The 19,147-nt window shown below is 59.0% G+C and carries 16 protein-coding genes; 11 read left to right on the forward strand and 5 right to left on the reverse strand.

What is annotated here, in order from left to right:
• Positions 1-24: 24 nt before the first annotated feature.
• Both dapD and ACEN8E_RS05215 read right to left on the reverse strand, forming a co-directional pair.
• Complete coding sequence (dapD, locus tag ACEN8E_RS05210; RefSeq protein ID WP_495591713.1) at positions 25-1,059, reverse strand: 2,3,4,5-tetrahydropyridine-2,6-dicarboxylate N-succinyltransferase; 1,035 nt, start codon at positions 1,057-1,059, stop codon at positions 25-27.
• Between the two features lie 32 nt (positions 1,060-1,091).
• A complete protein-coding gene (locus tag ACEN8E_RS05215; RefSeq protein ID WP_008052792.1) occupies positions 1,092-1,454 on the reverse strand; it encodes an ArsC family reductase in 363 nt (120 codons plus the stop codon).
• Positions 1,455-1,772: 318 nt separating this feature from the next.
• On the opposite strand from ACEN8E_RS05215, the gene ACEN8E_RS05220 reads away from it, so the two are divergent.
• A complete protein-coding gene (locus tag ACEN8E_RS05220; RefSeq protein ID WP_495591714.1) occupies positions 1,773-3,404 on the forward strand; it encodes a Na+/H+ antiporter in 1,632 nt (543 codons plus the stop codon).
• Positions 3,405-3,430: 26 nt separating this feature from the next.
• On the opposite strand, the gene dapC is transcribed toward ACEN8E_RS05220, so the two are convergent.
• The 3 genes from dapC to map form a co-directional block, all read right to left on the reverse strand.
• The gene (dapC, locus tag ACEN8E_RS05225; RefSeq protein ID WP_495591715.1) at positions 3,431-4,630 is read right to left on the reverse strand and encodes a succinyldiaminopimelate transaminase; all 1,200 of its coding nucleotides are present in this window, start codon (positions 4,628-4,630) and stop codon (positions 3,431-3,433) included.
• A gap of 152 nt (positions 4,631-4,782) precedes the next feature.
• A complete protein-coding gene (locus tag ACEN8E_RS05230; RefSeq protein ID WP_495591716.1) occupies positions 4,783-7,485 on the reverse strand; it encodes a [protein-PII] uridylyltransferase in 2,703 nt (900 codons plus the stop codon).
• A 41-nt stretch (positions 7,486-7,526) separates the two neighbouring features.
• Entirely contained in the window at positions 7,527-8,309 is a 783-nt protein-coding gene (map, locus tag ACEN8E_RS05235; RefSeq protein ID WP_007990276.1) for a type I methionyl aminopeptidase, read from the reverse strand.
• A gap of 371 nt (positions 8,310-8,680) precedes the next feature.
• On the opposite strand from map, the gene rpsB reads away from it, so the two are divergent.
• The 10 genes from rpsB (at position 8,681) to ACEN8E_RS05285 (ending at position 19,146) form a co-directional block, all read left to right on the forward strand.
• Positions 8,681-9,418: a 30S ribosomal protein S2 gene (rpsB, locus tag ACEN8E_RS05240; protein WP_008019554.1), complete on the forward strand. Its 738-nt coding sequence runs from the start codon at positions 8,681-8,683 to the stop codon at positions 9,416-9,418.
• A 189-nt stretch (positions 9,419-9,607) separates the two neighbouring features.
• A complete protein-coding gene (gene tsf, locus ACEN8E_RS05245; protein ID WP_008019553.1) occupies positions 9,608-10,471 on the forward strand; it encodes a translation elongation factor Ts in 864 nt (287 codons plus the stop codon).
• A gap of 210 nt (positions 10,472-10,681) precedes the next feature.
• On the forward strand, positions 10,682-11,425 hold the full coding sequence (gene pyrH / locus ACEN8E_RS05250; RefSeq protein ID WP_008000043.1) for a UMP kinase: 744 nt from the start codon (positions 10,682-10,684) through the stop codon (positions 11,423-11,425).
• Entirely contained in the window at positions 11,422-11,979 is a 558-nt protein-coding gene (gene frr / locus ACEN8E_RS05255) for a ribosome recycling factor (protein WP_008019552.1), read from the forward strand. The genes pyrH and frr overlap by 4 nt, the downstream gene beginning before the upstream one ends.
• 13 nt (positions 11,980-11,992) lie before the next feature.
• Positions 11,993-12,748: a polyprenyl diphosphate synthase gene (gene uppS / locus ACEN8E_RS05260; protein ID WP_495591717.1), complete on the forward strand. Its 756-nt coding sequence runs from the start codon at positions 11,993-11,995 to the stop codon at positions 12,746-12,748.
• Positions 12,748-13,554, forward strand: coding sequence for a phosphatidate cytidylyltransferase (locus ACEN8E_RS05265; RefSeq protein ID WP_495591718.1), 807 nt, complete (start codon positions 12,748-12,750; stop codon positions 13,552-13,554). Before uppS ends, ACEN8E_RS05265 begins: the two co-directional genes overlap by 1 nt.
• Positions 13,551-14,741 (forward strand): 1-deoxy-D-xylulose-5-phosphate reductoisomerase, encoded by a 1,191-nt coding sequence (ispC, locus tag ACEN8E_RS05270; protein WP_495591719.1) that lies wholly within the window; start codon positions 13,551-13,553, stop codon positions 14,739-14,741. Before ACEN8E_RS05265 ends, ispC begins: the two co-directional genes overlap by 4 nt.
• 53 nt (positions 14,742-14,794) lie before the next feature.
• A complete protein-coding gene (rseP, locus tag ACEN8E_RS05275) occupies positions 14,795-16,147 on the forward strand; it encodes a sigma E protease regulator RseP (RefSeq protein ID WP_495591720.1) in 1,353 nt (450 codons plus the stop codon).
• Positions 16,148-16,221: 74 nt separating this feature from the next.
• Positions 16,222-18,597: an outer membrane protein assembly factor BamA gene (gene bamA, locus ACEN8E_RS05280; protein ID WP_495591721.1), complete on the forward strand. Its 2,376-nt coding sequence runs from the start codon at positions 16,222-16,224 to the stop codon at positions 18,595-18,597.
• Positions 18,598-18,642: 45 nt separating this feature from the next.
• The gene (locus tag ACEN8E_RS05285) at positions 18,643-19,146 is read left to right on the forward strand and encodes an OmpH/Skp family outer membrane protein (protein WP_008000031.1); all 504 of its coding nucleotides are present in this window, start codon (positions 18,643-18,645) and stop codon (positions 19,144-19,146) included.
• The last annotated feature ends 1 nt before the right edge of the window (position 19,147 follow it).

Below are 19,147 nucleotides of genomic sequence, written 5' to 3' on the forward strand. Positions count from 1 at the left end.
CAGGGGTGCGGGTGGTCGTGTGGCTTAGTTGTGAGCGTGCAGCGCTTCGTTCAGTTCGATGGCCGATTTGTGGGTTTTGCATTCCACGGCACCGGTTTCCGAATTGCGACGGAACAGCAGGTCCGGCTGGCCGGCCAGTTCACGGGCCTTGACCACTTTGACCAGCTGATTGTTTTCGTCCAGCAGCGCCACTTTGGTGCCAGCGGTCACGTACAGGCCCGACTCGACGGTGTTGCGGTCGCCCAACGGGATACCGATACCGGCGTTGGCGCCGATCAGGCAGCCTTCGCCAACCTTGATCACGATATTGCCGCCGCCCGACAGGGTGCCCATGGTCGAGCAACCGCCGCCCAGGTCCGAACCCTTGCCGACGAATACGCCAGCGGATACGCGGCCTTCGATCATGCCCGGGCCTTCGGTGCCAGCGTTGAAGTTGATGAAGCCTTCGTGCATCACGGTGGTGCCTTCGCCCACATAAGCGCCCAGACGCAGACGCGCAGCGTCAGCGATACGTACGCCGGCCGGAACCACGTAGTCGGTCATTTTCGGGAACTTGTCCACCGAGAACACTTCCAGCAGCTCGCCGCGCAGGCGGGCTTCGAGTTGCAGCTCGGCCAGTTCGCTCAGGTCGATGGCGCCCTGGCTGGTCCAGGCCACGTTCGGCAGCAGCGGGAAGATCCCGGCCAGGTTCAGGCCGTGTGGCTTGACCAGGCGATGGCTCAGCAGGTGCAGCTTGAGGTACGCCTCCGGGGTGGACGACAACTGGGCGTCTTCCGCCAGCAAGGTGGCAACCAGCGGCTTGTGGCTCTCGGCCAGGCGGGTCAGCAGCTTGCCTTGTACCGCGTCGATGCCTTTCACGGCTTCAGCCAGTTGCGCGGCCTGTGCGGTGGTGAAGGTGATGGCCTGGTTGCCTTCGCTGTAACCGAGAATCGGCGCAACAGCGGCGACCAGTTCGGCGGACGGATTGAGCAGCGGCTGGGCGTAGAACACTTCCAGCCATGCGCCTTGACGGTTTTGAGTGCCGACACCAAAGGCCAGGCTGAACAGGGTAGTAGACATGTTGATACCTCTAGCAAATTGAAACGGGCTGCTTACTTGAGCGCGGCCGCGTAGATATCTGGCTTGAAGCCAATCAGGGTTCGGTCACCGAGATCAAGCACCGGGCGCTTGATCATCGAGGGTTGTGCGAGCATCAGTTCGATGGCTTTCGTCTGGTCGAGATCGGCTTTGCGTTCGTCGTCGAGCTTGCGAAAGGTCGTGCCTGCACGGTTCAACACCACTTCCCAGCCGTGCTCGTTGCACCATTGGGTCAGGTGTTCACGGTCGATACCGACCGCTTTGTAATCATGAAAGTCATAACTGACAGCGTGTTCATCGAGCCAGGTGCGCGCCTTTTTCATGGTGTCGCAGGCCTTGATGCCGAAAAGGTGCAACGTTTTGCTTGAAACGGTCAAGGAATTGCCCCCTTTGCAGGTGCCGTAAATAAAAGGTGACGGATTATGCCATGACCGGACGGTTTCGCGGCGGCCGTGGTCGGGTTTGTATGTGTGCCATGCCATCAAACCTTTGTAGGAGCGAGCCCGCTCGCGATGAACCTGAGAGCGCCGCGGGGTGTCAGGCATACAGCGTCATCGTTAACGACCATCGCGAGCAGGCTCGCTCCTACAGAGGGTGCGGCGTTTCCGTGTGCGACATTGGTGCAAGGGCCGCCATGCAGTCTAAGCGGCTAATATGGCACTTCAATGCTGTCGACTGTCCGGGAACCAAGCTTTATGCAAACCGCTTACACCGTCCTGATCCTGTTGATGCTGGTCGGCGTTTCGCGCCTGATCGGACGGGTGATTCCGTTGCCGCTGCCGTTGGTGCAAATCGCCGCAGGGGCCTTGCTCGCGTGGCCGACGCTGGGTTTGCATGTGGCCCTTGATCCCGAACTGTTCCTGTTTCTGTTCCTGCCGCCGCTGTTGTTCTCCGACGGTTGGCGCATGCCCAAACGCGAACTCTGGCATTTGCGCGGACCGATCCTGACGCTTGCGGTGGGGCTGGTGCTGTTTACCGTGGTCGGCGCCGGGTATTTCATTCACTGGCTGCTGCCCGGTGTGCCGTTGCCGGTGGCGTTTGCCCTGGCGGCCGTGCTGTCGCCGACAGATGCGGTAGCGGTGTCGGCCATTTCCCGCAATAGACTGCCCACACCCTTGATGCACATCTTGCAGGGTGAGGCACTGATGAACGATGCCTCAGGCCTGGTGACGTTCAAGTTTGCGCTGGCGGCAGCGGTGACTGGCGTGTTCTCGCTGGCCAATGCCAGCCTGACTTTCATGCTGGTCGCCATTGGTGGTCTGGCCGTCGGGGTGGCCTTGAGCTGGTTGGTCGGCCGTCTGCGCGCGTGGATGATCGCGCGCGGCTGGGATGATCCGGCGACGCACGTGGTGTTCATGTTGCTGCTGCCGTTTGCCGCCTACGTGCTGGCCGAGCGCATGGAAGTGTCAGGCATCCTGTCGGCGGTGGCGGCGGGGATGATGCAGAGCTGGCTCGATCTGCTGCCGCGCCAGACCAATACCCGCTTGCTCAATCGCAGCGTCTGGTCATTGCTGGAGTTCGCCTTCAATGGCTTGATTTTCCTGCTGTTGGGCCTGCAGTTGCCGGACATCATCAAGGCCGTCGCCAGTCACGAAACCTCGCTGTGGCCGACGTTGCTGTATCGCGGGCTGGATGTGCTGGCGATTTTCCTGGTGCTGCTGGCCTTGCGCTTCGTCTGGGTGCAAAGCATTTGGCGTCTGTCGGTGTTGCTGCGGCGCCTGCGCGGCAAGGGTGAAGTGACCCGGGTGCCGACAGCACGATCCTGTTGGTTGCTGACCGTTGGCGGTGTGCGCGGGGCCGTGACGCTGGCGGGTGTGATGTCGGTGCCGATGCTCATGGGAGGCGACGCATTTCCCGAGCGGGATTTGCTGATCTTTATTGCTGCCGGGGTGATTCTGCTGTCGTTGATTGCTGCCTGCATCGCGCTGCCACTGTTGTTGCGTGGCATCGAAGCCAGCCCGGACGACAAGCGGCGTAATGAAGTGCGCGACGCCTGGCGCAAGACCGCCGTAGCGGCCATTCATGCGCTTGAGATAGAAGAGGTCAACCCGCAGGACGCCGCCCAATCCGCGCTGGCCGCCGAGCTCAAGGCGCGGATCATGTCGGAGTACCGACACCAGTTGGAGGTGTTCAACGATTCCGCTGAAGCCCAGGCCCTGGCCTTTCAGATGGACTTGCTGGAGCGGCGTTTGCGCGTGAAGGCGCTGCGGGCGCAGCGCCTGGAGTTGTATAGCCTCAGTCGTCAGCACCAGATTGGTGATGACGTGTTGCGTGAAGTGCTGGGTGAGCTGGACTTGAGTGAGGCCAAGCTGGGCCAGGTGAAGTAAACCTGGCCGCCACCGGATGGGGAGGGTTATTTGCGGCGCTGGATGCAATCGCGAATCCGCTCGGCGGCTTCAACACACTCCGCCAATGGCGCAACCAATGCCATGCGTACACGCCCGGCCCCCGGATTGACGCCGTCGACATCACGCGACAGGTAAGAGCCCGGCACCACGGTCACGTGCTCTTGTTCGAACAGGTCGCGGCAGAACGCTGCGTCGTCACCCGCCACATTCGGCCACAGGTAGAAGCTGCCATCCGGACGCTGTACGTCCAGTACCGGGCTGAGGATGTCCAGTACCGCGTCGAACTTCTCGCGGTACAACGCACGGTTGGCGCGCACATGCACTTCGTCATTCCACGCGGCAACACTGGCCAGTTGCGTCTGAACCGGCATCGCGCAGCCGTGGTAGGTGCGATAGAGCAGGAAGCCCTTGAGGATGTCGGCGTCACCGGCGACAAAACCCGAACGCAGGCCTGGCAGGTTCGAACGCTTGGACAGGCTGTGGAACACCACGCAGCGCTTGAAATCCTTGCGGCCCAGTTCTGCGCAGGCGCTTAGCAGGCCTGGTGGCGGGGTTTGCTCGTCGAAGTAGAGTTCGCTATAGCACTCATCGGCGGCGATCACGAAGTCATGTTCGTCGGCCAGTGCGATCAGCTTTTTCAGGGTTTCCAGCGGAATCAATGCACCGGTCGGGTTGCCTGGCGAGCACAGGAACAGGATCTGGCAGCGCTTCCAGATGTCCGGCGACACGGCGTCGAAATCCGGGTTGAAGCCGTTTTCGTCCAGGCACGGCAGGTAATGCGGCTTGGCCCCGGCGAGGAACGCCGCGCCTTCGTAGATCTGGTAGAACGGGTTCGGGCTGACCACCAGTGCGTCATCGCCACGGTTGACCACGGTCTGGGTGAAGGCGAATAGCGCTTCGCGGGTGCCGTTGACCGGCAGCACATTGCGCGCCGGGTCGATCCAGCCTTTGGGGACGTCGAAGCGCCGCTCGCACCATGCCGCGATGGCTTCACGCAGGGCTGGAATGCCGAGGGTGGTCGGGTACACCGCCATCTGATCCAGGTTGCTGGCCAGGGCTTCGGCGACAAAGCTCGGCGAGCGGTGTTTCGGTTCGCCGATGGACAAGGCGATCGGGCGTTTGTCCGGGTTCGGCGTGACGCTGCCGAGCAGGGCGCGGAGTTTCTCGAACGGGTAGGGCTGCAGCTGGGTCAGAGCGTTGTTCATCGATAAATCTCGTTCGGTGGACGCAGGCCCCTGTAGGAGCGAGCTTGCTCGCGATGGTCGTCAACGATAACGTGTTCTTGCCAGGATCACGGGGCGTATTTGAGTTCATCGCGAGCAAGCTCGCTCCTACATAAGGGCGGGTCGTTGTTAAGTCAGATGCTGATACGCGACAGTTTGATATCCGGTTCCTGGTTGACGCTCAGTTGTTCGACGATCGCATCCTGCAGGCGGCTGCACAGCAGCGGGTCGGACAACGGGTGATTGCTGGCGTCGGTGATGAAGAACACGTCTTCCACACGCTCGCCGAGGGTGGCGATCTTGGCGTTCTGCAGTGACAGATCGAACTCCAGGAAAATCGTCCCAATCCGTGCCAACAGGCCCGGGCGGTCAGGCGCCGTGAGTTCCAGCACCGTCACCTGCCGCAGGGCATCGTTGTGGATCGTCACCTGTGGCGCAAAGGCGAAATGCTTGAGCTGACGGGGCACCCGGCGCTGGATGATGGTCGGGTAGTCGTCCGGGTTGCGCAGGGCTTCGGTCAGGCCGTCGCGGATTTGCTTGATCCGTGCCGGGTTATCGCCAATCGAGTCGCCGTCGGTGTCGAGCACGATATAGGTGTCGAGGGTGAACTGGCTGCTGGAGGTGATGACCCGGGCGTCGTGAATGTTCAGGTTGAGCTGGTCCATCGCGGCCACGGTCACGGCAAAGAAGTCGTGCTGGTCAGGGGCGTAGATGAAGATCTGTGTACCGCCTTCGAACTCGCGCTGGGTGGTTTCCTTGATCAGTACCAGCGGCCCGCCGTCGGTTGGTTGCTGGAGGATCGCGTCGCTGTGCCAGGCCACGTCGCCGGCAGTGTGACGCAGGAAATAGTCATCACCCAATTGTGCCCACAGTTGCTCGACATCGTCCGGGTCGGTGCCGCCGCGCACCAGGATATCCAGGGCGGCGCTCTGGGTCTGGCGGATCTGCTCTTCGCGATCCACTGGGTTCTCCAGGCCGCGACGCAGGGCGCGCTTGGTCTCTGTGTAGAGCTGGCGCAGCAGGCTGGCGCGCCAGGAGTTCCACAACGTCGGGTTGGTGGCGTTGATGTCGGCGACGGTCAGCACATACAGGTAGTCGAGGCGGGTTTCGTCGCCGACGATCTGTGCGAAATCGTGGATCACCTGCGGGTCGGACAGGTCCTTGCGCTGGGCGGTTGTCGACATCACAAGGTGGTTTTGCACCAGCCACACGATCAGGCGACTGTCCCACATGGGCAGTTGATGACGCTGGCAAAAGGCCTCGGCATCCACGGCGCCGATGTCCGAGTGATCGCCATGCCGGCCTTTGCCGATGTCGTGGTACAGGCCGGCCATGTAAATCAGCTCGGGCTTGGGTAGCTTGCCCATGAGCTTGCTGGCCAGCGGGAATTTTTCCGACACCTTGGTGTACTGCAACTTACGCAGGTGCTTGATCAGGTTCAGGGTGTGGGCATCGACCGTATAGATGTGGAACAGGTCATGTTGCATCTGCCCGACGATAAAGCCGAATTCGGGCAGGTAACGCCCAAGGATGCCGTAACGGTTCATTCGCCGCAGGTTGCGGTGGATGCCGATCTTGCACTTGAACAGCTCGATGAACAGGCTGGTGTTGCGGATATCGTTGCGAAAGTCGTCGTCGATCAGATGACGGTTTTCCCGCAGCAGACGAATGGTGTCGGCGCGCACACCCTTGATTTCCGGCTGCTGGGCCATCAGCACGAAGATTTCGAGCATGGCGAATGGCGTACGGCGCAAGACATTGTTGTTGCGTGCTTCGATATAGCCGTCATGCAACTGGAAGCGCGAGTTGATCGGTTGTGGCGGCGCTTCGTCTTCCGGCGCGAGGATGACTTCCTCGAAGTGCTGGATGATCAGGTCGCTGAGCTGGGCGATGCTCATCACCACCCGGTAATACTGCTGCATGAAATTTTCGACGGCTTGCTTGGCGTCGTCGCCCTTGAAGCCCAACAGCCCGGCAATGGTGCGCTGGTGATCGAACAGCAGGCGGTCTTCGGCACGACCGGCGAGCATGTGCAGGGCGTAGCGAACCTTCCACAGGAACTCCTGGGAAGAAGCGAGCAGGGCGTTTTCACTCTCGACCAGGAATCCTTCGCCAGCCAGTGCCCGCAGGTTCAGGGTGCCGTACTCGCGACGGGCCACCCAGAGAATTGTCTGGATATCCCGCAAGCCGCCGGGTGAGCCTTTGACGTTGGGTTCCAGGTTGTATTCGGTGTCGTTGTACTTGTGGTGGCGGGCCTTTTGTTCGGCACGCTTGGCCAGGAAGAAGTCCTTGCTCGGCCACATATGCGCGGTGCTGGTGACGTCCAGCATGCGCTGGCGCAAATGCTCGGGGCCGGCGATGGTGCGGCTTTCCATCAGGTTGGTGACAACCGTCAGGTCGGCGCGGGCCTCGACGGCACACTCGTCGACCGAGCGAACGCTCTGACCGACCTCCAGGCCGATGTCCCACAACAGCGTCAGAAAACGCTCTATGGAATCGCGGAAAACTTCGTGGTCGGCGCTGTCCAGCAGGATCAGCAAGTCGATATCGGAATAGGGGTGCAACTCACCGCGGCCATAGCCACCGACCGCGACCAGTGCAATGCCGGCTTCGGAACTCAAGCTGAACTGGTTCCAGGCCTTTTGCAGGATGTTATCGACAAACCAGGCGCGATCCTCGATCAGCCGCCGAATGTCCCGTCCGCTGCGAAAACGCTCGTCAAGCACTTCGCGGGCCTGGCGGATCGCCTTCTTGAAAGCAGCGATCGGGCTTGCCTTCAGGGCCAGTTCAGCCTGGAACTGGCCGCGATCGAAGAGTTCGGGATCCACCTGCGGCATCGATTGGCTTTCCTTTCTATAGGCGATGTACGGTAACGGGATCAGGCCGAAACGCGAGGGATGGTGTCATCGCTGCGCAGGGTGAAGATCTCGTAACCGGTTTCGGTCACCAGCAGGGTGTGTTCCCACTGTGCCGAGAGCTTGCGGTCCTTGGTGATTGCGGTCCAGCCGTCGCCCAGCACCTTGGTGTCGGCCTTGCCCTGGTTGATCATCGGCTCGATGGTGAAGGTCATGCCGGCCTTGAGTTCCATGCCGGTGCCAGCGCGGCCGTAGTGCAGGATCTGCGGCTCTTCGTGGAACACCTTGCCGATGCCGTGGCCGCAGAATTCGCGAACTACCGAGAATCCGTTCTTTTCGGCGTGCTTCTGGATGATTTCGCCGATGTCGCCCAGGCGGCAGCCGGGCTTGACGATTTCAATCGCCTTGTACATGCATTCCTGGGTCACCTGGGACAGGCGCTCGGCCCAGACCGGCACGGTGCCGACGTGGAACATGCGGCTGGTGTCGCCGTGGTAGCCGTCCTTGATGACGGTGACGTCGATGTTCAGGGTGTCGCCATCTTTCAGCGGCTTGTCGTTCGGGATGCCGTGGCAGACCACATGGTTGATCGACGTGCAGATCGACTTTGGATAGCCCTTGTAGTTGAGCGGGGCAGGGATGGCTTTCTGCTCATTGACGATATAGTCGTGGCAGATCTGGTTCAGTTGATCGGTGGTAACGCCCGGCTTGACATATTCGGCAATCATTTCCAGCACATCGGCGGCCAGTTTGCCGGCGATACGCATTTTGGCGATATCCTCGGGGGTTTTGAGGGTGACGGTCATACAGGCTCTCTCTGCGCTCGATGGCGCTGTCTAAACGGAAAGGGCGTTGCGCGATCGATCTTCGCGGCCCTGAAAAATGCGATTCTACCAGACGATCAGCGCAAATCTGCGCCTGTGTGCATCGCTTCTCTTTATAGAATGGTGCATTCTTGGCGGATTCCAAGGAACGGAGCAACGCGCTCGCCAGGATTTCAGAATCCGGGTTCCGTTTTGCCCTGCCTTGTGGTATAAAATGCGCCGCTTTCCGGGGATGTCCCGAAAAGCCTAAATCCACACACGTGTCGACACGATGACCTGGGTGCCTTCAGCTGATGCTGCTGGTTGGTCATTGGGATACGTGGAGGCCAAACCCGACTTATTAAGGAACTATCATGTCCCAAGTCAACATGCGCGATATGCTGAAGGCCGGTGTGCACTTCGGTCACCAGACCCGTTACTGGAACCCGAAAATGGGCAAGTACATTTTCGGCGCGCGTAACAAGATCCACATCATCAACCTTGAAAAAACCCTGCCAATGTTCAACGAAGCTCTGACTTTCGTAGAGCGTCTGGCCCAGGGCAAAAACAAGATTCTGTTCGTCGGCACCAAGCGTTCCGCTGGCAAGATCGTTGCTGAAGAAGCAGCACGTTGCGGTTCGCCGTACGTCGATCACCGCTGGTTGGGCGGCATGCTGACCAACTTCAAAACCATCCGTGCTTCCATCAAGCGTCTGCGTGACCTTGAAGTTCAAGCCGAAGACGGTACTTTCGCCAAGCTGACCAAGAAAGAAGCGCTGATGCGCACTCGTGACCTGGAAAAGCTGGATCGTTCCCTGGGTGGTATCAAGGACATGGGCGGTCTGCCAGACGCTCTGTTCGTTATCGACGTTGATCACGAGCGCATCGCGATCACCGAAGCCAACAAGCTGGGCATCCCGGTTATCGGCGTAGTCGATACCAACAGCAGCCCGGAAGGCGTTGACTACATCATCCCAGGCAACGATGACGCAATCCGCGCTATCCAGCTGTACATGGGTTCGATGGCTGACGCTGTAATCCGCGGTCGCAACAACGTTGCCGGCGGCACCGAAGTATTCGTTGACGAAGCTCCGGTAGCAGCAGCTGAGTAATTGACGCCTTGGCGTTGACTCAGTAAGCAAAAAGGGGGCTTGGCCCCCTTTTTGCCACCTCGAAAACCATTTGTCGGCGCCCACTGCTCTATCTGTAACGTGCGGCAGTTAACAAGGGTGGTTCGGGAAGAATTGATCGCCCGTTCGATCGGGTGGAATGGTTGAAAACCTATCCAAGAGGATTTTGAAATGGCAGAGATTACTGCAGCGTTGGTCAAAGAACTGCGCGAGCGTACCGGCGAAGGCATGATGGATTGCAAAAAGGCCTTGACCAAGGCTGGCGGCGACATCGAGAAAGCCATTGATGACATGCGTGCTTCGGGCGCCATCAAGGCTGCCAAGAAAGCCGGCAACGTTGCCGCTGAAGGCGCTATCGCCATCAAGGCCGACGACAAGTCCGCCGTACTGCTGGAAGTGAACTCGCAGACCGACTTCCTGGCCCTGCAAGACGACTTCAAGAACTTCGTTGCTGCCAGCGTAGAAAAAGCCTTCGCCGAAAAACTGACCGACGCAGCTCCGCTGATCGCCGCTCAGGAATCGGCTCGTGAAGCCCTGGTGGCCAAGGTTGGCGAGAACGTCAACATTCGTCGTCTGGTACGCGTAGAGGGTGACGTTGTCGGCACCTACCTGCACGGTAACAAGATCGGTGTTGCTGTTGTTCTCAAGGGCGGTGATGTTCAGCTGGCCAAAGAGATCGCCATGCACGTGGCTGCAAGCAACCCTGAGTTCCTGCTGCCATCGCAGGTTTCTGCCGAAGCCATCGAGCGCGAGAAGGCTGTATTCCTGCAGCTGAACGAAGACAAGATGAAAGGCAAGCCTGCTGAAATCGTCGAGAAGATGATTGCCGGCCGTATCACCAAGTTCCTGGCTGAAGCCAGCCTGGTTGAGCAAGCTTTCGTGATGAACCCGGAGCTCACCGTGGGTGCCCTGGCCAAGAAAGCCGGCGCTGAAATCGTTTCCTTCACCTACTTCAAAGTCGGCGAAGGCATCGAGAAGCCAGTGGACAACTTCGCCGAAGAAGTTGCTGCCCAGCTGGCTGCCGCCAAGCAATAAGACGGTTTTTAACTGTCGCCCAGAAGAGGCTGCCCGCTCACGCGCGCAGCCTCTTTTCAGATGGGGCACCAATTTTTAATTGGTTTCCTTTCGGAACTGGCTTACAAAGCCATGTTCCGATGGCGCTGAAGCAGCGCCAAGCTAGATTGAACGGCCAGCTGTAAACAGCTCGCAAAGAATTTTTAAAATACGCCGCAGGAGAGATTCGCAATGGCTCAGCAGGGCAGTGGTTATCAGGCTCGCTATAAACGCATTCTACTCAAGCTTAGCGGCGAGGCCCTGATGGGCTCAGAGGAGTTCGGGATCGACCCGAAAGTTCTGGATCGCATGGCATTGGAAGTTGGCCAACTGGTCGGCATCGGTGTTCAGGTCGGTCTGGTTATCGGCGGTGGCAACCTGTTCCGCGGTGAAGCGCTGAGCAAGGCTGGCATGGACCGGGTCACCGGCGACCACATGGGCATGCTGGCCACTGTGATGAACGCCCTGGCCATGCGCGACGCCCTTGAGCGCGCCAACATCTCGGCCATCGTGATGTCCGCTATTTCCATGGTTGGCGTGACCGATCACTATGATCGCCGCAAGGCCATGCGCCACTTGAACTCCAAGGATGTGGTGATTTTCGCTGCCGGTACCGGCAACCCGTTCTTTACGACGGATTCGGCGGCCTGCCTGCGTGCAATCGAAATCGATGCCGATGTCGTGCTCAAGGCGACCAAGGTCGATGGCGTCTACACCGCTGACCCATTCAAAGACCCGCATGCCGAGAAGTTCGATCATCTGACCTACGATGAAGTGCTGGATCGCAAGCTGGGTGTGATGGATCTGACGGCCATTTGCCTGTGCCGCGACCACAAGATGCCGCTACGCGTATTTAACATGAACAAGCCCGGCGCCCTGCTGAACATCGTGCATGGCGGCGCTGAAGGAACCCTGATCGAGGAAGGCGAACAATGATCAACGAAATCAAGAAAGACGCTAAAGAGCGCATGCAGAAGTCTGTGGAGTCCCTGTCGCACAACTTCGGCCGCATCCGTACCGGCCAGGCGCACCCAAGCATCCTGGAAGGCGTGATGGTGCCGTACTACGGTGCTGACACTCCGATCAAGCAAGTGGCCAACATCACCGTCAAGGACGCCCGTACCCTGCAAGTCGTTGCCTTCGAGCGCAACATGCTCGGCGCAGTCGACAAGGCTATCGGCAGTGCAGGCCTGAACTTGAACCCGACCAACCTCGGTGAGTTGCTGTTGATCAGCATGCCGGCCCTGACCGAAGAAACCCGCCGCGGTTTCACCAAGCAGGCCCGTGACGTGGCTGAAGACGCTCGTGTTGCCGTGCGCAACATCCGTCGCGATGCCAACAGTTCGTTGAAAGACCTGGTCAAGGAAAAAGAGATCAGTGAAGACGAAGAGCGTCGCGCCACCGGCGAGATTGACGACCTGACCAAGAAGTTCGTGGCTGAAATCGACGCGAAGCTGGCAGAGAAAGAAAAAGACCTGATGGCCGTATAAGGGTCGCGTTTTCATGGATAAGATCAAGCAGACTGCACCGCCCGCGGTGCCGCGCCATGTCGCGATCATCATGGATGGTAACAATCGCTGGGCGAAAAAACGCTTTATGCCGGGTGTCGCCGGGCATAAAGCGGGGGTGGATGCGGTACGTGCGGTCATTGAGGTCTGTGCCGAGGCCAAGGTCGAAGTGCTGACCCTGTTCGCCTTTTCCAGCGAGAACTGGCAGCGTCCGGCCGATGAGGTCAGCGCCTTGATGGAGCTGTTCTTCAAGGCGCTACGTCGTGAGGCCAAGCGCCTCAACGACAACAAAATCAGCCTGCGCATCATCGGTGACCGCTCGCGCTTTCATCCGGAGTTGCAGGCCGCCATGCGCGAGGCCGAGGCCATGACGGCTGGCGCCAATCGTTTTATCCTGCAGATCGCCGCCAATTACGGCGGTCAGTGGGATATCGCGCAAGCTGCGCAACGACTGGCGCGAGAGGTTCAGGCCGGGCACCTGCGTCCGGAGGACATCACGCCTGATCTGTTGCAGACCTGTCTGGTCACGGGTGACCTGCCGTTGCCGGACCTGTGTATTCGTACCGGTGGCGAGCACCGCATCAGCAACTTCCTGCTCTGGCAGCTGGCCTATGCCGAGTTGTATTTCTCCGACCTGTTCTGGCCGGACTTCAAACACGATGCCATGCGCAATGCGCTGGCCGATTTCGCTTCACGCCAGCGCCGCTTCGGTAAAACGAGCGAGCAGGTCGAGGCTGGAGCCCGGGTTTAATGCTTAAACAACGAATCATCACCGCACTGATCCTGCTGCCGATTGCCCTGTGCGGGTTTTTCCTGCTCGAAGGTTCCGGTTTTGCACTGTTCATCGGGCTGGTCGTAACCCTTGGTGCCTGGGAATGGGCGCGTCTGGCGGGTTTCGCCGGTCAAGCGTTCCGTGTCGGTTATGCCGCTGTGGTCGCTTTGATGCTGTTCCTCATGTACATCCTGCCCGGCCTCGCGCCTTGGGTATTGGGCGCTTCGGTATTGTGGTGGGCGGTGGCGACGTATCTGGTGCTGACCTATCCGCGTTCAAGCGAGCATTGGTCCAATGCGGCGACCAAGTTGGTGATCGGCGTGTTGATTCTCCTGCCAGCGTGGCAAGGTCTGGTGCAGATAAAGCAATACCCGCTGGGTAACTTGCTGATCCTGGCAGTGATGGTGTTGGTCTGGGGTGCCGATATTGGTGCCTACTTCTCCGGTCGTGCTTTCGGCAAGCGCAAGCTCGCACCGCAGGTCAGCCCGGGCAAAAGCTGGGAGGGCGTGTACGGTGGTCTGGCGCTGAGTCTGGTCATTACCACATTCGTTGGTCTGGTGCGCGACTGGACGGTGGCCGAGCTGTTCAAAGGGCTGATCGGTGCCGCGCTGATAGTGTTCATTTCGGTGGTGGGCGATCTCACTGAAAGCATGTTCAAGCGCCAGTCCGGGATCAAGGACAGTAGCAGTCTGCTTCCGGGGCACGGTGGTGTGCTGGATCGTATCGACAGCCTGACGGCAGCTATTCCGGTATTCGCCGTACTGTTGTGGATGGCAGCCCCATGAGCCGCCCGCAACAGATTACCGTTCTGGGTGCGACCGGCTCGATTGGCCTGAGTACGCTAGACGTCATCGCTCGCCATCCCGATCGTTATCAGGTCTTTGCCTTGAGTGGCTTCACTCGCTTGAGTGAGTTGCTGGCGCTCTGCGTGCGCCATGTCCCGCGGTTCGCTGTCGTGCCTGAGGTCGCTGCTGCCCGCACCTTGCAGGATGATTTGCGCGCGGCGGGTCTTTCGACCCGTGTTCTGGTGGGTGAGAAAGGCTTGTGTCAGATCGCATCCGATCCGGAAGTCGATACGGTCATGGCGGCTATCGTCGGTGCAGCGGGATTGCGCCCGACACTGGCGGCAGTCGAAGTTGGCAAAAAGATCCTCCTGGCCAACAAGGAAGCGCTGGTCATGTCCGGCGCGCTGTTTATGCAGGCGGTGCGCAAGAGTGGCTCGGTGTTGCTGCCGATCGATAGCGAGCACAACGCGATTTTCCAGTGCATGCCGCTCGATTATGCCCGTGGCCTTGAGGCGGTCGGCGTACGTCGGATCTTGCTGACGGCTTCCGGCGGTCCGTTCCGGCAGACGCCAATGGCTGAGTTGGCGCATGTTTCACCAGACCAGGCGTGTGCGCACCCGAACTGGTCCATGGGGCGAAAAATCTCCGTTGACTCGGCCAGCATGATGAACAAGGGGCTTGAGCTGATCGAAGCCTGCTGGCTGTTCGATGCCCGGCCATCGCAGGTCGAGGTGGTGATTCATCCGCAAAGCGTGATCCATTCGCTGGTCGACTATGTCGACGGTTCTGTTCTGGCGCAACTGGGTAATCCGGACATGCGCACGCCGATCGCCAATGCCCTGGCCTGGCCGGAGCGGATCGACTCGGGTGTGGCACCGCTGGATCTGTTTGCCATTGCACGCCTGGACTTCGAGGCGCCGGATGAAGAACGTTTCCCTTGTTTGCGCCTGGCCCGTCAGGCGGCCGAGGCGGGTAACAGCGCGCCGGCGATGCTTAATGCAGCGAATGAAGTGGCAGTGGCGGCATTTCTCGACGAGCGGGTTCGATATCCGGAAATCGCGAGTATCATCGAGGAAGTACTGAATCTTGAGCCCGTAGTGGCAGTGGATGATCTCGAAGCAGTGTTCACGGCAGACGCGAAGGCGCGATTGCTGGCCGGACAATGGTTGAGTCGTCACGGGCGGTAAATGCTGCGGATGGTTGACCCAGGCAGCAGCGGACAGGTTTGCGGAGAAAGTAGATGAGCGCGCTCTATATGATTGTCGGCACCCTGGTCGCTCTGGGTGTGCTGGTTACCTTCCACGAGTTCGGCCATTTTTGGGTCGCGCGTCGCTGTGGGGTCAAAGTGCTGCGCTTCTCCGTTGGCTTCGGCATGCCGTTGCTGCGCTGGCACGACAGGCAAGGCACCGAATTTGTCGTTGCAGCCATCCCGTTGGGCGGCTACGTGAAAATGCTCGACGAGCGTGAGGGCGAAGTGCCGCTCGATCAGCTTGATCAGGCCTTCAATCGCAAATCCGTTCGTCAGCGCATTGCCATCGTAGCGGCAGGGCCGATTGCCAACTTCCTCCTCGCATTGGTTTTCTTCTGGGGATTGGCAATGCTCGGCAGCGAGCAGGTGCGTCCGGTCATCGGCGCAGTCGAGTCCGGCAGTATCGCGGCCAAGGCGGGATTGAACCCGGGCGAGGAGATCGTGGCCATTGATGGCGAAGCGACCTCCGGCTGGGCGGCGGTGAATCTGCAACTGGTTCGTCGCCTGGGCGAAACCGGCTCGTTGCAGATAATGGTTCGCGAACAAGGCTCCACGACCGATTCTCCTCGTGAACTTGCGCTGGATAAATGGCTCAAAGGGGCTAACGAGCCAGACCCTATCCATTCGTTGGGGATTCGCCCGTGGCGTCCGGCGTTGCCGCCTGTGCTGGCCGAAATCGATCCAAAGGGGCCGGCTCAGGCTGCCGGCCTGAAGACCGGCGACCGGTTGCTGGCGCTCGATGGTCGTACGCTGGACGACTGGCAGCAGGTCGTCGATACCGTGCGTATGCATCCTGATACCAAAATCATGCTGCGGATCGAGCGTGACGGTGCTCAAATCGACGTCCCGGTGACGCTGGCCGCTCGCGGCGAGAGCAAGTCACCCAGCGGTTACCTGGGGGCTGGGGTGAAGGCTGTCGATTGGCCACCGGAGATGATCCGCGAAATCAGTTACGGGCCGTTGGCAGCGATTGGCGAGGGGGCTCGACGCACCTGGACCATGAGTGTGCTGACCCTTGATTCACTGAAGAAAATGTTGTTCGGTGAGCTCTCGGTAAAAAACTTGAGTGGACCGATAACCATTGCTAAAGTGGCGGGCGCTTCGGCCCAGTCGGGTGTTGCTGATTTCCTGAATTTCCTTGCTTATCTGAGTATTAGCCTGGGTGTTCTGAATTTGCTGCCTATTCCAGTACTGGATGGGGGGCATTTGTTGTTTTATCTGATCGAGTGGGCGCGTGGTCGTCCCTTGTCGGATCGGGTGCAAGGTTGGGGGATACAGATCGGTATCAGTTTGGTGATCGGGGTGATGTTGCTTGCTCTGGTCAATGATCTGGGTCGACTGTAACGCTTCGCTGAATTGCGAATCTGCCGCATTTTGCGGCAGTTTGTTTATTGCCAGTTGGAATAAGAAAGGACTTCATGAAACGTCTGCTGCTAACTGCGGTTCTCACCGTATTGATGATCGCCGAAGTTCACGCCGAGTCCTTCACTATCTCTGATATTCGCGTCAATGGCCTCCAGCGGGTCTCCGCGGGTAGCGTCTTTGGTGCTTTGCCGTTGAACGTCGGTGAACAGGCGGATGATCGACGCCTGGTGGAATCCACTCGTGCGTTGTTCAAAACCGGTTTCTTTCAAGATATCCAGCTGGGCCGCGATGGCAACGTCCTGGTCATCACTGTAGTCGAGCGTCCGTCTGTCGCCAGTATCGAGATCGAAGGCAACAAGGCGATCTCTACCGAAGACCTGATGAAAGGCCTCAAGCAATCCGGTCTGGCCGAAGGCGAGATCTTCCAGCGTGCCACCCTTGAAGGTGTACGTAACGAACTGCAGCGCCAGTATGTCGCCCAGGGTCGCTACTCGGCCACCGTCGATACCGAAGTGGTGCCGCAGCCGCGTAACCGCGTTGGCCTGAAGGTCAATATCAACGAAGGTACCGTTGCAGCCATCCAGCACATCAACGTGGTGGGCAACACGGTTTTCCCTGATGAAGACCTGATCGACCTGTTCGAACTCAAGACCACCAACTGGTTGTCGTTCTTCAAGAACGACGACAAGTATGCCCGTGAAAAACTCTCCGGTGACCTGGAGCGCCTGCGTTCCTACTACCTGGACCGTGGCTATATCAACATGGATATCGCTTCGACCCAGGTATCCATTACACCGGACAAGAAACACGTCTACATCACAGTTAACGTCAACGAAGGCGAGAAATACACCGTTCGTGACGTCAAGCTCAGCGGCGACCTGAAAGTCCCTGAAGACCAGGTCAAGTCCCTGCTGCTGGTGCAAAAAGGCCAGGTGTTCTCGCGCAAGCTGATGACCACTACCTCCGAGCTGATCACCCGTCGTCTGGGTAACGAAGGTTATACCTTCGCCAACGTCAACGGCGTGCCTCAACCGCACGATGAAGATCACACCGTAGACATCCTGTTCGCAGTCGATCCGGGCAAGCGTGCTTACGTGAACCGCATCAACTTCCGTGGCAACACCAAGTCCGAAGACGAAGTGCTGCGTCGTGAAATGCGTCAGATGGAAGGTGGCTGGGCTTCGACTTACCTGATCGACCAATCCAAGACCCGTCTGGAACGTCTGGGCTTCTTCAAGGAAGTCAACGTCGAGACACCGGCCGTGCCGGGTGTCGATGACCAGGTCGATGTCAACTACAGCGTTGAAGAGCAGGCTTCCGGCTCGATCACCGCCAGCGTCGGTTTCGCCCAGAGCGCCGGCCTGATCCTCGGTGGTTCGATCACCCAGAACAACTTCCTGGGTACCGGTAACAAGGTCAGCATCGGCTTGACCAAAAGCCAATACCAGACGCGTTACAACTTCGGTTTCGTCGACCCCTACTGGACCGCCGATGGCGTGAGCCTGGGTTACAACGCGTTCTACCGCACCACCGACTACAACGACCTCGACGTCGATGTAGCGAGCTACGCCGTGGACAGCATGGGTGCTGGCGTGAGCGTCGGCTACCCGATCAGCGAGACTTCGCGTCTGACCTTCGGCCTGAATGCGCAGCAGGACAAGATCAAGACCGGTCAATTCACCGTTGACGAGATTTTCGACTTCGTTAACAGGGAAGGTGATCAGTACCTGAACTTCAAGGCTTCGGCCGGTTGGTCCGAGTCCACCCTGAACAAGGGCGTGCTCGCGACCCGTGGCCATTCCCAGAGCCTGGTGCTGGAATCCACGATTCCTGGCAGCGACCTGTCGTTCTTCAAGCTCGACTACCGTGGCCAGCTGTTCCAGCCATTGTCCGAGAACTACACCATGCGCCTGCACACCGAGTTGGGTTATGGCGATGGTTACGGGTCGACCGACGGTTTGCCTTTCTATGAAAACTACTATGCTGGTGGTTTCAACTCGGTTCGTGGCTTCAAAGACAGCACCTTGGGGCCTCGTAGTACGCCAAGTACCGGCAAGAACCCTGGTACAGCGTTCGACCCGGATCAGGATCCGCTGCCGTTCGGCGGTAACGTCCTGATTCAGGGGGGGGCGGAAGTTCTGTTCCCTCTGCCGTTCATCAAGGATCAACGCTCCCTGCGTACCTCCGTATTCTGGGATGTGGGTAACGTATTCGATTCATCGTGCTCGGATTCCACAAACGCGGATGGCACGAAGTCCAACACCAAGTGCAACGACATCAGTTTGAGCAACATGGCCAGTTCTGTCGGTGTGGGTGTGACCTGGGTCACCGCACTGGGTCCTCTGAGTTTCGCGTTGGCCATGCCGGTCAAGAAACCGGATAACGCTGAAACTCAAGTGTTCCAATTTTCCCTCGGCCAGACGTTCTAAGCGTCTGACCCAAGATAACGACAATGAATTTTGTAGGAGTGCATCGTGCGTAAGTTGACTCAATTGGTTCTCCTGGCCAGCGTCTTGGTCGCTGGTCCGGCATTTGCCGACATGAAAATTGCCGTTCTGAATTATCAGATGGCTCTGCTGGAGTCTGACGCGGCCAAGAAGTACGCCGTGGATGCCGAGAAGAAGTTCGGTCCTCAGCTGACCAAGCTCAAGACGCTGGAAAGCAGCGCCAAGGGCATTCAGGACCGCCTGATGGCGGGTGGCGACAAAATGCAGCAGGGCGAGCGTGAGCGTCTGGAGCTGGAATTCAAGCAAAAGGCCCGTGACTTCCAGTTCCAGTCCAAGGAGCTGAACGAAGCCAAAGCCGTTGCCGACCGTGAAATGCTGAAACAGCTCAAGCCGAAACTGGACAGCGCTGTGGAGGAAGTCATCAAGAAAGGTGCTTATGACCTGGTCTTCGAGCGTGGCGCAGTGATTGATGTCAAGCCTCAGTACGACATCACTCGCCAGGTTATCGAGCGCATGAATCAGCTGAAGTAAT

It is taken from the genome of Pseudomonas sp. Pseusp9, assembly GCF_059491265.1.

What these genes read in the sequence shown, in the direction of transcription:
- dapD (WP_495591713.1), bottom strand. Translation starts at nt 1,059, where the DNA reads ATGTCTACTACCCTGTTCAGCCTGGCCTTTGGTGTCGGCACTCAAAAC.
- ACEN8E_RS05220 (WP_495591714.1), top strand. Translation starts at nt 1,773, where the DNA reads ATGCAAACCGCTTACACCGTCCTGATCCTGTTGATGCTGGTCGGCGTT.
- dapC (WP_495591715.1), bottom strand. Translation starts at nt 4,630, where the DNA reads ATGAACAACGCTCTGACCCAGCTGCAGCCCTACCCGTTCGAGAAACTC.
- ACEN8E_RS05230 (WP_495591716.1), bottom strand. Translation starts at nt 7,485, where the DNA reads ATGCCGCAGGTGGATCCCGAACTCTTCGATCGCGGCCAGTTCCAGGCT.
- map (WP_007990276.1), bottom strand. Translation starts at nt 8,309, where the DNA reads ATGACCGTCACCCTCAAAACCCCCGAGGATATCGCCAAAATGCGTATC.
- rpsB (WP_008019554.1), top strand. Translation starts at nt 8,681, where the DNA reads ATGTCCCAAGTCAACATGCGCGATATGCTGAAGGCCGGTGTGCACTTC.
- tsf (WP_008019553.1), top strand. Translation starts at nt 9,608, where the DNA reads ATGGCAGAGATTACTGCAGCGTTGGTCAAAGAACTGCGCGAGCGTACC.
- pyrH (WP_008000043.1), top strand. Translation starts at nt 10,682, where the DNA reads ATGGCTCAGCAGGGCAGTGGTTATCAGGCTCGCTATAAACGCATTCTA.
- frr (WP_008019552.1), top strand. Translation starts at nt 11,422, where the DNA reads ATGATCAACGAAATCAAGAAAGACGCTAAAGAGCGCATGCAGAAGTCT.
- uppS (WP_495591717.1), top strand. Translation starts at nt 11,993, where the DNA reads ATGGATAAGATCAAGCAGACTGCACCGCCCGCGGTGCCGCGCCATGTC.
- ACEN8E_RS05265 (WP_495591718.1), top strand. Translation starts at nt 12,748, where the DNA reads ATGCTTAAACAACGAATCATCACCGCACTGATCCTGCTGCCGATTGCC.
- ispC (WP_495591719.1), top strand. Translation starts at nt 13,551, where the DNA reads ATGAGCCGCCCGCAACAGATTACCGTTCTGGGTGCGACCGGCTCGATT.
- rseP (WP_495591720.1), top strand. Translation starts at nt 14,795, where the DNA reads ATGAGCGCGCTCTATATGATTGTCGGCACCCTGGTCGCTCTGGGTGTG.
- bamA (WP_495591721.1), top strand. Translation starts at nt 16,222, where the DNA reads ATGAAACGTCTGCTGCTAACTGCGGTTCTCACCGTATTGATGATCGCC.